Origin of the sequence: Thermogemmatispora onikobensis, from assembly GCF_001748285.1 — a bacterium.
GTDB classification, from domain to species: domain Bacteria; phylum Chloroflexota; class Ktedonobacteria; order Ktedonobacterales; family Ktedonobacteraceae; genus Thermogemmatispora; species Thermogemmatispora onikobensis.
Genome location: NZ_BDGT01000014.1, coordinates 66,789 through 81,528, shown reverse-complemented (window position 1 = coordinate 81,528; position 14,740 = coordinate 66,789). Strand labels below are relative to the sequence as shown.

The window sequence follows — 14,740 nt, the reverse complement described above, 5'->3', positions numbered from 1 at the left end:
CGAGGGGATACGGTGTCATGCAAGGGGGGACTGGACGGCGGGCGGCCTGGTCGCTGCTTTCCAGACAGCGGAAGAGGCCGCCGGCGCCAGGTCCGTCCCCGCTCGCTCTATGAAGAACGCCATGAAGTTGCTGCCCGCGTCCTGTCAGGCAAGGTCGCGCAAGAGATGGGCCTGGATCGGCTGACGTAGGGTGCGTAATGCCTTGACTTCGATTTGGCGGATGCGCTCGCGCGTCAGTTTGAAGTGGGCGCTCAGCTCCTCCAGGGTGTGACAGTAGCCGTCGGCCAGACCGTAGCGCATTTCGATGACTTGCCGCTCGCGCTGGTTGAGCAGTTCGAGAGCGCTGGCGATCTGGTCGCGCAAGGCCCGATGGGTGACGGCCTCCGCCGGGGCGGTGGCGCGTGTGTCTTCCAGGGTGTCGGCCAGGTGATAGGGTTCGTCGTCGGTCAGGGGGGCGTCCAGGGAAATGGGATTCTCGGCCATGCCCTGTAGTTCGACGACGCGCTCTTTGCTGAGGCGGGCCACACGTGCGATCTCTTCGGCTTCGGGATCACGCCCCAGCTCCTGGTAGAGATGGCGCGTGATGCGCTTGATTTTGTAGATCATTTCGACGACGTGCACCGGAATGTGGATGGTGCGCGTGTGTTCGGCTACGGCGCGGCTGATGGCCTGGCGAATCCACCAGGTGGCGTACGTGCTGAAGCGAAAGCCGCGCGAGGGGTCGAATTTCTGGGCCGCGCGTATGAGTCCCAGGTTGCCTTCCTGGACCAGGTCAAGCAGCGAGATGCCTTGCGTGTTGTAGCGCTTGGCTATGCTGACGACCAGGCGCAGGTTGGATTCGACAAGACGCTGCTGGGCTTCGATGTCTCCCTCGGCGACTCGCCGCGCCAGCTCCATCTCTTCTTCGGCGCTCAATAGCGGATAGCGCCCGATCTCTCCCAGATATTTGCGAATGGCGTTGTCTAGCGTCTCGTCTTCTTCCTCTTCTTCTTCCTCTAACTCGTCGTCTTCTCCTGTGACTAGTTCGTCGTCGTCACGAAAGAGGTCGTCGTCGTCCTGGTAGAAGGCCAGGACCGGCTCTTCCTGACATCCATGCTTGGCTCGGCGTGCGCTCCTCGATGTTCTCCGCGCATTGGTTGCCATTGTTTTTTTCCTGACTCCTTTACCTCTCATAACCACTTCCCACGTGTTGGTTGCCGGGGCAAAACCCGAAATTTTTTCGGTCTCTTTCCCCCCATTTCTCTTTATTGCAAGAAATGTGCCAATATCTAAGTATGCACGGCGATGACGATTCTTTCATGCTTTCGTGCTCAAAATGACGCCCGCTTGCCGTAAATTTTTTCAGGGTGGTGCGGATTTTTCCCCACCTGGGTCGGCCTTCGCCTCACTCCTCTGCTCGAAAAGGTCGCTGGCTCCCGTTGTATGACGATAGAGATGGTCTCTGCCCGCCCGCCCGGGCCGGGTCCAGGCCATCTGGGCGCCCTGTGTTCGTCACTGCGTCAACTGGTTCCTGATAGGTTCTGCCCCCCACCCGGTGGATTGGGCTGAGAAAGTGGATGGCTTTGCCATGCATGTCTTTGGGCATCGGTCTGGTGCCGCGCGCCCTGCTCTCTGCCCGCGCTGCGCGCGTGCACTCTCTCGTAGAAGTCGACGTTGTCCGTTTTGTGGTACGCTGCTGCCCGCTGGCTGGGGAAATTTACGCAGCCGGGGCGCGGGGCGCTCTGCCCGGTCGCATCCTGACCGCCCGGCGGGGCGTGTGCGCACTCAGCCCCGGCTGCAGGCTGATCGGCGCCAGACCCTGGCCGAGCTGCCGACACACCCGCTGGCCCAGGCGGTCAGAAGGCAGCCAGCAGCCGGGAGCGGCCCCCGGCCAGGCTCGGCCTCAGCAGGACCTGGAGGGTCTTCGGCTGCCGCTGCCGGCAGTGGGGATGGAGAGGCGGCAACGGGGCTGACGCGGACGGCTCTGGAGCAGCGGCGCGCGGCGCGGGCTGAGGCGCGGCGGGCGATGCTGGCGATGGTGACGACGCTACCGCTGCGCCGGCTGGGGATGTCGCGACGCTCTGGGACATCCGCGGCGCTGCTGCGGGGAGAGCAGACGGGGCTGTCCTGGCCGGGACTGGCACGCCGGCGCCCGTTCGCTGAGCGCCTGCTGTGGTTCGGGGGGACGCTGGTGCTGCTGGTTTTGACGGCGGTGCTGGCCTGGACTGTTCTGCTGCGGTCGAGTGTGCCGCTCTCGCGCGCCTGGCAGGGGACGGCTGCGCCGGGGCTTTCTCTGTCGCCGCCGGCGGCGACGCTGAGTCCGGGAGCGGGTCCGGGTCCGGGTCCGCGTCTGGTGCGCCTGGATGGGGGTTCGCCCTTTGTGGGGGGAACGGTGCGGGTGGCGGGCAGCGGTTTTAGTGCTTTCGCTCCGGTGCGCTTCTGGTTGGATGGGCATCTGACCTTTGTGGATGGACGTGGCTGGCCGCTCTTGATCGAGGCCGATGGGGCTGGACACTTTACGGTGGCGCTGCATCTGCTGCCGCAGTGGCCCCCGGGCCGGCATGCTTTGCTGGCGCGCGATCTGCAGACCGGCCAGGTGGCAGAGCTGGCTCTGCTGCTGGAGCCGGCTCCGAGGCCGAGCGCGACGCCGTCCTCGCCCTCGGGAGGGACGGCGTCAGGCGCACTGCCCGGGCGGCGTGATATAATCCAGTGATCGCTTGCCCTGGTCTGGCCTGGCCTGGCTGGCCGACGGGCGGGCGGGATCGATGACGGCGCTTGATGGTTCTTTTTGAGTGAGAGAGGATGTGTGACGATGGCTCAGACAATGACGCCCTATGAGCGGGTGCGCGCGGCCCTGGCCGGGGAGGCGGTGGATCGCGTGCCCTTTATCTTCTGGCATCATTTCCGGCCCGAGGGGTCAGGCCAGCGTCTGGCTCAGTTGACGCTGGAGTTCTTTGTCGAGAAGTTTGCCCTGGATATTATCAAGGTAATGCCGGACCTGCCGTATCCGTTGCCAACGGATGGGTCGGCCCGCCTGGAGGAGCTGGCGGAGCATCCGCGCCTGGATCTGTCAACGCCGAGTTTCCGGGAGCAGGTGGTGTGTGTGCGGGCGATCCGCGAGCGGGTCGGGCCGGACTATCCGCTGATCGTGACGCTGTTCAGTCCGTTGACCTATGTGCTGCGGGCAATCGGCAAGCGTCAGGGGGTGGAGGTGATCCGCGCCCATCCCGAGGCGGCGCGCCGGGCGATGGAGGCGATTGCGGCCAATCTGCGCCTGTTGATGGGCGAGCTGATCCAGGCGGGGGCAAGCGGGATTTTCTTTTCGTGTATGGGGGCGACGACGGCGGATTTTACGCGCGAGGAGTACCGCGAGCTGGGTCGGCCCTACGATCTGGCAGCCCTGGAGGGGGCGCAGGGCGGCTGGCTGAATGTGGTCCATGTGCACGCCGATCCCGATCAGACCGAGGATGAGGTCTATTTTGAGAGCTTTACGGATTATCCGGTGCAGGTGATGAGCTGGAGCGATCGCCTGACGGGTCCGAGTTTGAGCGAGGCGCTGCAGTTGACGAGCAAGACGCTGATGGGCGGATTGCACGAGCGGGGTCCGCTGACGCGCGGGAGCGAGGAGGAGCTGAAGAATGAGATGTTGTCGGCGATCTCACAGACGAACGCGCGCCGCCTGATTCTGGCAAATGGCTGTTCGGTGCCGGATGAGACGCCGGAGGAGTGGCTGCATCTGGCGCGCCGCTTGCTGGAGACGTCGGGGCTGACGCGCTCGTAGTGAGATCAGGGGACGAGGCTGAGCGCCGCCAGCCTGAGCAGCACCGCCGGCTACCAGCGGGTGGCTGGCGCTGACGGGCTGGCGAGCCGCACTTAGGAGCCGATCTGCTCCAGCTCGCGCCGACGTTGCTCGGGGGAGACGTCTTCGACCAGTTCGGTCACCGGCACATCCAGGGCCAGCGCCAGACGGTCCAGGGTGTCGGTCCTGATGACGTGGTAGGGATTATGGAAGATAGCTCTAACGATGTTGTAGCTAATTTCGGAGCGCTGCGACAGTTTGTTCATCGAAATGCCTTTCGCCTCGGCCACTTCCCTTACGCGCAGGCGCAACATGCCTCTTTTATCCCCTTGCTAGCCAGCTTCTCTATCATTGCGCAGCGCCGCAGTGCCTTTGAAATCATCATAGCTTCACCCATCTTTGAAAGATGTGCAAACACTTCCAACCTGACGCAGCTATCCTTGCTCTTCATAACCGCTGCTCCTCTCTTCTTACTCCGGCTCTATGACTATAAGAATTTCTTTCCTTACCCAGGTACAGGTAAGATCAGGCATTAACTTGTCTGCCCAGTCTCACGCCTCCACTGTTCTTCAGGCACTTCCTCGATTAGCTCGGTCACTGGCACGCGCAAAGCCGCAGCAAGGCGCTGCAACGTGTCTGTCTTGATGACGCGATAGGAATCGCGAAAGATCTCTTTGATGACGCTGTAGCTAATCTTAGGCCTTTGGGAAAGCCTGGTCCTTGAAATGCCCTTTGCATCTGCGACTTCCCTCACGCGCAGACGCAGCATCAGGTAGCCCAGCTTTTTTACTACTATAACAAAAGGTTAGAACGCGAGGTAGTCCCTTTATAGTATCGTTTTCAATGTTATCTTTCTAAAGTTAGATAATTATTATTATCTCTAAAAACTATAGTAAGTTTATTGATCATATCCGTGTGGCAAGCTGCGAGCTGGATGGTATCAGGGAGGAAGCGGGCTTTCATCAATCTATCTCCTTCTTTGTTGGCAACAAATTGGTGATTTCTATGATCTAGATACTATATTGACTAGAGTATGGTCTCTATGATAAGCTTATATCTGTTAGTAGCCGGCAAGAAATTGAAGAGAGGGCGACCAAGTCGAGGTTGCTGGGGGACAAGAGATGTGGCGAGCGAGAAGCGGGTAAAGGTAGAAAGGATAGAGGAGAAACGATGCAGGAAGGAGAGCATCAGAGAGATGGCGGAGAGTGAGGTAGCGAGGCTGCGGCGGCAGATTGAGGAGGAGTATGCGGCGGCGTTTTGGGGGTTGCAGGGGCTGGCCTGCTGGGCGCGGCACGACTTCATCAACGCGCGCATGGGGCGTCTGGCCGAGCTAGAGGAGGCCCTGAGTGAGCATCTAGGACTGGAGCGAGCGCAAGAGGAAATAGCGGCGGCCTACGAGCGACAGCGGCGGGCTGTCGTGATTGAGCAAGAAAGGACCGAGGATGATGGCCGAGAGCGAAGTAGCGCGTCTGCTTGATGAGATCGAGGGTGCTTATGAGGCGGCCTTACGTGGTCTGGCGGGCCTGGCCTGTTACGCGCGGCACGACTTCATCAACGCGCGTATGCAGCGCATTGGCGAGCTGGGGCACGAGCTGAGCCTCTACGTGGGATCAGAGCGAGCGCTGACGGCGGTATTGGAGATTCACGATCGCTGTGTGAGGAGGTACTTACGTCATGAGAGTGGTGGCAGCAGCGGCAGCAGGGTCGAGCCAGGGTCAGGCGCGGCAGAAGGGGGCGCCTGAGCCGCAGCGGGGACCGTTGTGGACGGTGGCCCAGTTGCGGCGGCGCTGTGGTGGGTTGACGGCGCCTGAGCTGGCGCGGCGGGCGGGTGTACCGTTGCGGACGGTCTATTTGATGGAGATCGGGGGAGCGGTCAGTTGGGAGGAGGCGCGACGGGTCTTGTCTGTCTTGCGCGAGCGGCTCGCGTGTTGTGGTCTGGGGGAGATCGAGGTCGTCGGGGGATTTATCGTCAGTGAGGAGTTGCAGCGGCAAGCCTGGCGGGTGCTCACCGAGAGCGACTTTCGGCTCTTTGTGTATGGGAGTCAGGTGCCGCTGCCTCCTCTGGCGGAGGCGGGCGCCGGTACAGGCACAGGTACAGGCACTGGTAGAGGTGCTGGTACAGGCGCCGGGTCGGATGCCGGTCACGATGCTGCTACAGATGCCGGTAGAGGTGCTGGTACAGGCGCCAGTACAGGCACTGGTAGAGGCGAGGCAGAGGTGGGTCCCGTGCTGGGGCAGGCTGGTCCTGACACTGGTCGAGACATGAGGAGAGGCATTGCGGAAGCGGAGGCGGAGGGTATGATCAGAGGAGGGAGCGCACTGGGGGCTGACGCTGCAGGCGAGGAAGGCGAGCGAGGAGCGGAGCAGGTGGAGCAGGTGCAGACGCGGCCTCTGAGCGTGGGAGCGGTGGCCTCATCAGCCTCAGTCTCAGCGGGAGCGGCGCGCTTAGGGCGTTGGGTCAGGAGTCAGCGTTTGAGCAAGATACCATTTCCCTAACGTACCCGAGCTCTCTCTATCCGAGTTTCGCTCTGTACTTGGTCCGTTGGGGAGTCGGAGCGCGTGCCAGGTGACGAGCTGGGGCGCGGCTCCGGCTCTCTTTTTTGGGGGATGATGGTGCGAGTGAAGGAGTGAGGTGGGTGGGTATCCGCCAAAGTGGAGGAAAGGGCCGTTTTGTAGGAATGTAGTGTATTGTCGCCGGGCTAGTCGGGGGGCGATGCCCGGGGCAATACGCTATTCTTTTTATATATTGTGCCTCTTTTTTTTACTTTCTTTATCTCTTTTCAGTATCCTCCTTTTCTTTCTTCCAGTATCCTCGTGCGGATCGTTCCCCCTGCAACCAAGAAAGGAGGCATCAGCCTGGATGGAACAACAACCTTTCAGTATCCTCGTGCGGATCGTCCCCTCTGCAACTTGTGAGCCAGTCCCCGTCGAGAAACTCATCTTCCTCCTTTCAGTATCCTCGTGCGGATCGTCCCCTCTGCAACTTGTGAGCCAGTCCCCGTCGAGAAACTCATCTTCCTCCTTTCAGTATCCTCGTGCGGATCGTCCCCTCTGCAACTGGCTGATCATTGCTGATGGCCCGCTGCAGTGAATTCTTTCAGTATCCTCGTGCGGATCGTCCCCTCTGCAACTTTGGAAGAAGACGCTAAGAGAGGCAAGATAAAGAACTTTCAGTATCCTCGTGCGGATCGTCCCCTCTGCAACGCGATCTGTTCCTCCTTCTCCTGTCCAAGAGCCAGGCTTTCAGTATCCTCGTGCGGATCGTCCCCTCTGCAACTCCAGCAGCTGGGGCGTGTCCTTCGCCCTGCCCCACTTTCAGTATCCTCGTGCGGATCGTCCCCTCTGCAACTATGAAGAGACAACGCGGCTGCCGATTTCTTCAACGCTTTCAGTATCCTCGTGCGGATCGTCCCCTCTGCAACTCAACAAGTAGTATTTCCGGTAGTTATGCGGCTCAAAGCTTTCAGTATCCTCGTGCGGATCGTCCCCTCTGCAACTCACGTCACCTCAAACAACTCCACACACGAAGATCGAAACTTTCAGTATCCTCGTGCGGATCGTCCCCTCTGCAACATTGGTATTATATCCAAAGAGAACCCAGAATTGACCTTTCAGTATCCTCGTGCGGATCGTCCCCTCTGCAACGTATCTTGCTGCAACAGCGGCTCCGTTTTCTCGCCCTTTCAGTATCCTCGTGCGGATCGTCCCCTCTGCAACTTGCAGAACATGCAAGCGGCGCAACTTGCGGGGAGCCTTTCAGTATCCTCGTGCGGATCGTCCCCTCTGCAACGCGCCGGCACCGGCACCGGCACCGGCACCGGCAGAGGCTTTCAGTATCCTCGTGCGGATCGTCCCCTCTGCAACTTGTCGTGCAGCAGCGGCTGCATGAGGAAGATCTGACCCTTTCAGTATCCTCGTGCGGATCGTCCCCTCTGCAACTCCCGCGCCCCTGTCGGCTTTCGGCCTCGCCGGCACCTTTCAGTATCCTCGTGCGGATCGTCCCCTCTGCAACCTTGCAGAACATGCAAGCGGCGCAACTTGCGGGGAGCTTTCAGTATCCTCGTGCGGATCGTCCCCTCTGCAACGCGGCAAAGTGGTGGCAAAAGTGCAGATTGGCCAGGACTTTCAGTATCCTCGTGCGGATCGTCCCCTCTGCAACGCGGCATGGTCATCATGGCACGTGTGCCAGCGGAGCCTTTCAGTATCCTCGTGCGGATCGTCCCCTCTGCAACTGACAAATATCGCACATCAAGCGCCATCTTGCATGACTTTCAGTATCCTCGTGCGGATCGTCCCCTCTGCAACCCTACAACGTTTCCATCAGAACCAAACTGATCTTCCACTTTCAGTATCCTCGTGCGGATCGTCCCCTCTGCAACCGCGCCCAACGGAAACGGACCCGGGATACATCTTTCATAGACTATAACGATCGAGGCCCCATTTTTTGGCGCTGAGAGCCTCGTTTTCCCCTGCCCCCCTGCCCAAAAATCTATCGGATTACGACCTTTCTCGAAACTCGTTTTTTGCAACGCGCAAGGGGCGAGTTTCGAGAAAGCACGAATAAACATAGGCATATTCTACAAGCATTACATGTACAGATTCGTCAAAATACGGTCAGAATCCACCGTATTTCTGAGCGGCCCGTGGAGAGTTTCGAAAGCGGCCCTCACAGAGGCCATCACGCGGGGGATCTGGCGACCCCATCCCACTTTCCCACCTCACACCCCACCTACCGGCCCACAGCCCAGACCAGTCCGCAGGCGACCCGCGCCGACCAAACCAGGCCCCTGCGCCAGACAGCCCGTGGAGCCGGCGACGAAGAGCGCGACGCGCGGGTGACCGCAACCGAGGAGAACAGCCAGCCAGCCAGACAAAGAGACAAGCTGACTGGCAGGAGCAAGACAGGAGCAGCCACCAGGTCCAGCGTCTTGCCAGTCAGAGAGCCAGGCCCAGAGGAAACCAGAACCGAGGAGCAAACCGCCGCGGCGCAGCAGCCACAGCCAAAAACAAAAGAGCCGACGCCTGGTCACCACCCACAGCCATCCTGACCCCCTTCCACCAGGCGTCGCGGCCCCAGTGCAGCGGCCAAACCAGCCTCAGCGGGCCGGCTCCTGGGCCTGCCCGCGCTGCTCACGCTGGCGCAGGCGCCACCACAGCACCAGACACAACAGCAGGGCCTCCGCCGAAGCCGAGCCGGACAAACTCAGCGACACCGCCAGAATCTGCTGCTCGCCCGACAGCCAGACGAACAGCCCCACCATCAGCGCCACCCGCGTCAGCAGCGCAAAGACATTCGTCAACAAAGGAGTACGCGCATCCTTCAGGGCATAAAAACTGCGCGCCACCACGTCACCGACGCACACCCCTGGCAACCCCACCACATAGCCGAACAGAGCCAGATTCGTCAACCAGGCCGAATGATCATCAAAGGCCCCGTGGCGAAACAACAGATCGATCACAAACAGCCCCAGCCCGCCCAAAGCCAGCGCCGACAAGACACTCAGCACCAGCGACGACCCAATCACCTGCCCGAACAAGCGGCGCAAGCGCCCATAGCGGCCCTCCAATTCCAGACGCGCCATGCGCGGCAGCGCCGCCTGACCGATCGCCTGCGCGATCAATGACACCGGCAAATAAAACAACATATAAGCATTATGCAGCGCCGCCAGGCTGGCCAGATCCGGCAGAAACGACGTCACCGTCGTCTCCAGAATCGAACTCACATACGCCACCGCCACCGCCAGCATACTCGGAATAAAGAGCGCCATCACCTCGCGCAGGCCCGGATAGCGCAGATTCCAGGCGAAGACATAGCGTACCCCCTGCTGCCAGAGAGCCGGAAGCTGGACCACAATCTGCAGCGCCGCCGCCAGCAAGACCCCCAGCGTCGGCCCATAAATCCCCACCCCTGGCACCACCAGCGCCACCAGCAAGCCCGCAATCAAGCCCACATTATAGATCGCCGTTGCCAGCGCCGGCAGCAAAAACTGCTCACGACTACTCAAAATCGCCGTCACGATCGTCCCCAGGCCCAACAACAGCGGCTGAATCAACATAATGCGCGTCAGGCGGATCGTCAGCTCCTGGACCGCCGGCGGATAGCCCGGCACCAAAATATGGACCACAAAGGCCGGCGCCAGCCAGCACCCCAGTAGCAGCAGGAGCGTCAGCGCCACCAGCAGCACATTGAAGACCAGGCTGGCCAGATACCAGGCCTCGCGCTGATCGCCGCGGCGCTGGTAGGCCACAAAGACCGGAATAAAAGCCTGCGTCAGCGCTCCCCCAGCCACCAGATTGAAGAGCGTATCAGGCAAGCGGTAAGCCGCATAGTAGGCATTGGCCTCCGGTCCCGTCCCGAACAGGGCATTAAAGAGCGCCTGGCGCAGCACCCCCAGGCCCTTCGAAGCCAGAATACCCAGCATCAACAAGAGGGCCGCCTCCACTACCGAGAAGCGGCGCAGGGTCAAGCCGCGGCCCGGGCGCAGGCGCGCCAGACTGAAGGGCAAGCGCAGCCCCAGCAGCGACCAGCCAGCGCCCGCCGCCGCCTCCTCCTCTTCGACCTCCCACTGAGCGCTCTCGCCCGCCCCGGGCGCCTCGCTCACCGCGATACCCGTTGTCGGATCAACCAGGCGTGGTGCTCTCTGCGAAATAGGGAGCCTCCTTTTCGACAGTTGTTGCTCGTCGCCTCTGCTCCGGCGTACAGAGGAGATTATACCAGCCCCTCCCAGGCAGCAGACAGCGCACCCTCAAAAAAGTACTCCCGGCCAGTCCCAGCCCGTCCGGAGCCGCGCCCGGCTTCCCAAGCACAGCCAGCCTAGCCCCCTGGCAGGCCCCCAAAAAAAAGGCTGCCCGTCGAAGAACGGCCAGCCTCTGTAGCGTTACCAGTCTGGAAAAGAAGGGAAAGGAAACAACCAGCGTCCAACGGACGCGGAACAGTCTGAAGTAAGATCGCAGCTAGCCCCGTGCGGCGCCCAGCAGTGCGGCGCACGAGGCCGTATCATCCCCAGCAACGCCTGAGTCCAGGCTAGGCTTGAGCCTGAGTCTGGGCATTCTTCGGGCGCCGCCGGCTGATCGAGCCACCCTTGCGACCAGCAGCCTGGGCCTCCTCGCTGGTCCACTTGTGGGCCGTACCCAGAGCGTGGGCCGCCTTACCGCCCTTGCTGGCAATCTCTCGCTTCTTCTCCGGGCTCATGGATGCGAAACCACGACCACGACCTTTCTGATTTTGCATGCTGTGCTCTCCTTCTTCTTCTTCGTCTTCCGCGTTTCAAACGAGTGAAACGTCGCTGTTGAGTGACGCAAACGCAGACCACAGCGAACCCGCTGCGGCTGTCTTGTTTGCTTCCTGCCTTGCAGCAGTCGGGGTGCATTCCCTACTGTTAGGATAACAGGCTCATGGGGAGAAGAACAAGTCAACAATACGCCTCTACCAAAAAGTTTCAGCTTTCTTTAAGGTTAGCCAGAGCGTATCAGCCAACCGCGCAGCGGAGAGCCCAGCAAACCAGACCGCCCTGGCCAGCCAGACAGCCGGACAAACGGACAGAGCGGGGCCAGGAAGAGGCCAGCAACACCCTGCAGCCTGCCGCCTGAAGACCTTCGGCCTGGGCCAGTCTGGCCCGAGATCGATCAGCGAGAGAAGAGAGCCACCACAGACCACACCCGCGAGCCAGACAAGCCGAGCCAGGCAAGAGACCAGCGCGCCGCGCGCTGCCTCTCACGGGAGCGGGAGCGTTAGCGTTCCGAAGGACTATGGCGCTGCGTCAGATCGCGGACCAGCCTGACCATATCATCGATAGCAAACGGCTTCTCCAAAAGCGTCACCTGCAACCCCTGCAACTCCGCATCTTCCGGCTCGGTCAGCGTAGCCGCGGTCGTCAAAATAATGGGGAGCGAGCGATACTGTGGGAGACGACGGACCTGTTGGATCACCTCAATCCCGGAGACCAGCCCTGGCAAGAGCCAATCAACGATCAGGAGATCGGGCGAGGGGGCCTGATCCTGCGTGGCACCCTTGAGCGCATTCAGGCATTCCTCAGCAGTAGGGTAGATCGTGACACTGTAGCCCTCGTCCTGCAGGACGAGCTGTAACATCTCCTGAATAGCGGAGTCATCTTCTAGCAGGCTGATATGCATGGCCTCGTCCCTACCTTGTTGAGTCTCACTATCATTCCAGCCACACTATAGCAAACTGGACTATATTTCGCAAGTAGGGGCCGGGCCGTTGCCAGCCTCACCGGGCGCAACGGTTGCGCGGCGTCCTCGGCAGACGGCCAGACGAGCTAGCGCGCACGGCCAGCCGTCGCCTCCGGCACAGCCGTCGCCAGCGGCAGCGTAAAGGTCACGCGCGTCCCCTCACCGGCGCGGCTGCGCAACTCAATGCGCCCACCCATCGCCTCAACCAGGCGGCGTGTAATATAGAGTCCCAGACCCACCCCTGGCACACACTCACTGCTCTCCTGCTCCAGGCGGCTAAAAGGCCGGAAGAGGCGCGACTGCTGCTCAGGCGAGATGCCAATCCCCTGATCACAGACGCTGACCTGCATCAACCCACCTCCGGCCTGCCGTCCCTCTCGGGAGAGGCCGGCCTCGATGGTGATCAGCCCGCCGGCGGGTGAGTATTTCACTGCATTTTCCAGCAGATTGGTCAGCACCTGCTGCACGCGGTCGGCGTCGGCCCAGACCGGAGGAAGCGGCTCCATGAAGCGGCAGCGAAACAGATACTTGCCAGGGGTCTCGCGTTCGACGCGCTGGCGAATCAGCTCCACGGCGCGGCGGCAGAGCGCGGCGATATCCAGGGAAGTCGAGCGCAGGTCGAGGTGATTGGCATGAATACGCGAGACATCGAGCAGATCGCCGGCCAGAGCCTCCAGATGATTGACCTGCTCCATGATCACATCGAGATAATGGCGCTGGAGTTCCTCCGTCAGCCCGTCGCTGCCCTTGCGTCCCTGCCCCTGGCCAGAGGGGGAGAGGCCGTACGCCTGCAGCAGGCTGGCATAGCCCTTGATCGCCGTCAGTGGGGTCCGCAGCTCATGGCTGACCATCGAGATAAACTCATACTTCAACTGATCCAGCTCCGACGGCCAGCACAGCGCGTGGTGGTCGCCAACGCCGGCGGCGGCGCCGTCCCCTCCAGGCACCAGCATCAGCCTCTGTGGTGGCCCCTGGCGCTGATCCCGAGCAGGCGCACGGGCGACCTGTGAAAGCAGGCGGAGCTGCTGCTCCAGCTCGCGCGCCAGCCGGGAGAGCACAGCCGCCAGCAGTCGACACTCGCCGGCAGCGAAAGCGGTGCGCCGTTCATCGAAGAGGAGCACCGACCCCAGAACGCCCGCCGGGCGCTCCAGAGGAGCCACCGCCAGACTGCCAATGGCAGTAGCACAGCGCAGGACGGGATCAGCCTCGCAACAGTGCACGCGCCCGCTCTGAGCGGCAATGTCCAGCAAAGCCCGCACCTGCTCATACTGCAGCAAGGCGCGTAGCCTCTCCTCATCCAGGCCGCCGCCAGAGCAGCCGACATAGCTGGCGGCGTCAGGAACAAAGAGATCAAGCAGGGGATGACGGACCGTCTCATCGGGGCACCCAAGCAGCAGGCCAGCCGCCTGGCAATCGACCAGCTCACGCGCTCGCCGAGCCAGTCGCCAGGCCAGCGCCCGTATGTCTCCCTCGGCTGTCATGCTACCTTCCCTCCCGCTTACACCACATGACTCCCAGAGTTTCCTTTTTAGTATATGCTCCCTCACAACAAGCGGGGCGCCCGCGACGTAGCAGGTCCGGTTTCCCGCCCGCCGCCAGTGCAGCGGCAGGGAGAGAGACAGCCAGGCCGGGCGAAGCAAAGAAGGGAGAGGAAGAGAGAGGACGGTCGAGCGCCTGCAAAAAAGCAGGCCAGGCAAGAGGGAGGAAAGCCAGAGGCCGGATAGCGCCCGTCTCACTCCCGGACCCTGGCTAGCTGATCATATCCTCGGTGAACCAGATCCAGCCATTGGGGGCCACATAGACGCCGATCCCAATCTGGTGTAGGGTCGTACTGAAGAGATGGATATGGTGCCAGCCCGTGGCCGGCTCATTGGCCATGCTGGCCTGAATGTTATAGGCCCCGCCCGAGGGCGTCGGATAGGGGCCGGCCAGACCGATATTCTCACCACAGTCGCTGAAGGTGAAGCCCTCGTTAGCGATGCGCGTGCACTGCGGCAGCCCATCGGGACAGGTATGACTGAAACCGCAGTGATACATATTCCAGCTATGCAGGCGCGCCCCGCCCGAGAGCGTCATATTCCAGACAAATGGCGGCAGGCCGCAGGCGGCGCGATCCTGATTGATCTGCTGAAAGAGCTTCTGGGTCAGCATGATCTCCTCGGAAGTGAGGGCTGGCGGCTGACCATAAGGAGCGCTGCCCTTACCGGTAGAGGCGATAGAGCCAGCGGCGGGAGCCGCACCGCTCGTGGCGGGAGCAGTTGCCCCACAAACATGGGAGGCATTGCTGACGCTCGACGACGTAGAGGTCGGTTTTGGCGTTGGCGTCGGCGTGCTACGCTGACTGGGGATCACAATGCTGGTGGGCCGGGGATGCTGCTCTAGACTGCCCACGGCGTCGCTCATCGTTCGGGTCTGCGGCGCCGTCCCCTGTGACTGCCCGCCCGACCCGCTGGCATTCCCACAGGCCACACAGAAAGCCAGGAGAGAGAGGGCCAGAATGAAGCTCGCGCGACCATGACGACTCAGTCTCAAGCTCATAGCGCTCGCTCCGCTCCTTTCTCTGGCGCGTACGTTGATCCTTTCGCACTTGCCTGCTTTGCTGATTGACAGGGAACAGTGTAGCATACTCTCCAGAAAGGAAGCGGGCAAGTGTACAGGAAGTGGTACTTTCAGGCGAGCGAGTGGGAAAGCAGTTGAGGGTCAGGCACCAGCGGCAGCAGGCAGCCCATCAGGCACCTCACTCAGGAGAGAGACCCCCACCGGTCCATC

Annotated in this window: 13 protein-coding genes and 1 CRISPR repeat array; of the genes, 5 read left to right on the top strand and 8 right to left on the bottom strand. The window is 61.5% G+C overall.

All coding sequences use genetic code 11. The features are described from left to right. Positions 1-144: 144 nt before the first annotated feature. Positions 145-1,143: a sigma-70 family RNA polymerase sigma factor gene (locus BGC09_RS08495; protein ID WP_052888409.1), complete on the bottom strand. Its 999-nt coding sequence runs from the start codon at positions 1,141-1,143 to the stop codon at positions 145-147. Positions 1,144-1,756: 613 nt separating this feature from the next. Here BGC09_RS08495 and BGC09_RS08490 point away from each other — a divergent pair. Together BGC09_RS08490 and BGC09_RS08485 are read left to right on the top strand one after the other, a co-directional pair. Continuing rightward, positions 1,757-2,692 (top strand): hypothetical protein, encoded by a 936-nt coding sequence (locus BGC09_RS08490; RefSeq protein ID WP_069803454.1) that lies wholly within the window; start codon positions 1,757-1,759, stop codon positions 2,690-2,692. A 99-nt stretch (positions 2,693-2,791) separates the two neighbouring features. Next, entirely contained in the window at positions 2,792-3,760 is a 969-nt protein-coding gene (locus BGC09_RS08485) for a uroporphyrinogen decarboxylase family protein (protein WP_069803453.1), read from the top strand. Between the two features lie 92 nt (positions 3,761-3,852). Here the strand turns inward: BGC09_RS08485 and BGC09_RS08480 are convergent, their stop codons facing one another. Further along, on the bottom strand, positions 3,853-4,092 hold the full coding sequence (locus BGC09_RS08480) for a helix-turn-helix domain-containing protein (protein ID WP_069803452.1): 240 nt from the start codon (positions 4,090-4,092) through the stop codon (positions 3,853-3,855). Positions 4,093-4,310: 218 nt separating this feature from the next. Further along, positions 4,311-4,547, bottom strand: a complete 237-nt coding sequence (locus BGC09_RS23500; protein WP_069803451.1) for a helix-turn-helix domain-containing protein — start codon at positions 4,545-4,547, stop codon at positions 4,311-4,313. Between the two features lie 426 nt (positions 4,548-4,973). Between BGC09_RS23500 and BGC09_RS08470 the strand changes: the two genes are divergently transcribed. From BGC09_RS08470 to BGC09_RS08460, 3 genes are read left to right on the top strand one after another with little or no spacing between them, the layout of a single operon-like run. Beyond that, complete coding sequence (locus BGC09_RS08470; protein WP_052888405.1) at positions 4,974-5,255, top strand: hypothetical protein; 282 nt, start codon at positions 4,974-4,976, stop codon at positions 5,253-5,255. Next, complete coding sequence (locus BGC09_RS08465) at positions 5,221-5,520, top strand: hypothetical protein (protein ID WP_141727696.1); 300 nt, start codon at positions 5,221-5,223, stop codon at positions 5,518-5,520. The genes BGC09_RS08470 and BGC09_RS08465 overlap by 35 nt, the downstream gene beginning before the upstream one ends. Further along, entirely contained in the window at positions 5,453-6,274 is an 822-nt protein-coding gene (locus BGC09_RS08460; protein WP_141727695.1) for a hypothetical protein, read from the top strand. The genes BGC09_RS08465 and BGC09_RS08460 overlap by 68 nt, the downstream gene beginning before the upstream one ends. Before the next feature lie 304 nt (positions 6,275-6,578). Then, positions 6,579-8,157: direct repeats of the CRISPR family, unit length 37 nt; unit sequence CTTTCAGTATCCTCGTGCGGATCGTCCCCTCTGCAAC. A 717-nt stretch (positions 8,158-8,874) separates the two neighbouring features. On the opposite strand, the gene murJ is transcribed toward BGC09_RS08460, so the two are convergent. The 5 genes from murJ to BGC09_RS08430 all read right to left on the bottom strand — a co-directional run bounded on the left by murJ (position 8,875) and on the right by BGC09_RS08430 (position 14,509). Next, positions 8,875-10,380 carry a murein biosynthesis integral membrane protein MurJ gene (gene murJ / locus BGC09_RS08450; RefSeq protein WP_084658189.1) on the bottom strand — a complete coding sequence of 502 codons (1,506 nt, stop codon included), beginning with the start codon at positions 10,378-10,380 and terminating at the stop codon, positions 8,875-8,877. A 422-nt stretch (positions 10,381-10,802) separates the two neighbouring features. Continuing rightward, complete coding sequence (locus tag BGC09_RS08445) at positions 10,803-11,009, bottom strand: KGG domain-containing protein (RefSeq protein ID WP_052888400.1); 207 nt, start codon at positions 11,007-11,009, stop codon at positions 10,803-10,805. A 500-nt stretch (positions 11,010-11,509) separates the two neighbouring features. Next, a complete protein-coding gene (locus BGC09_RS08440; RefSeq protein ID WP_069803447.1) occupies positions 11,510-11,911 on the bottom strand; it encodes a response regulator in 402 nt (133 codons plus the stop codon). Positions 11,912-12,057: 146 nt separating this feature from the next. After that, on the bottom strand, positions 12,058-13,452 hold the full coding sequence (locus BGC09_RS08435; protein WP_069803446.1) for a sensor histidine kinase: 1,395 nt from the start codon (positions 13,450-13,452) through the stop codon (positions 12,058-12,060). A gap of 268 nt (positions 13,453-13,720) precedes the next feature. Further along, positions 13,721-14,509 (bottom strand): CAP domain-containing protein, encoded by a 789-nt coding sequence (locus BGC09_RS08430; protein WP_069803445.1) that lies wholly within the window; start codon positions 14,507-14,509, stop codon positions 13,721-13,723. Positions 14,510-14,740 lie beyond the last annotated feature (231 nt).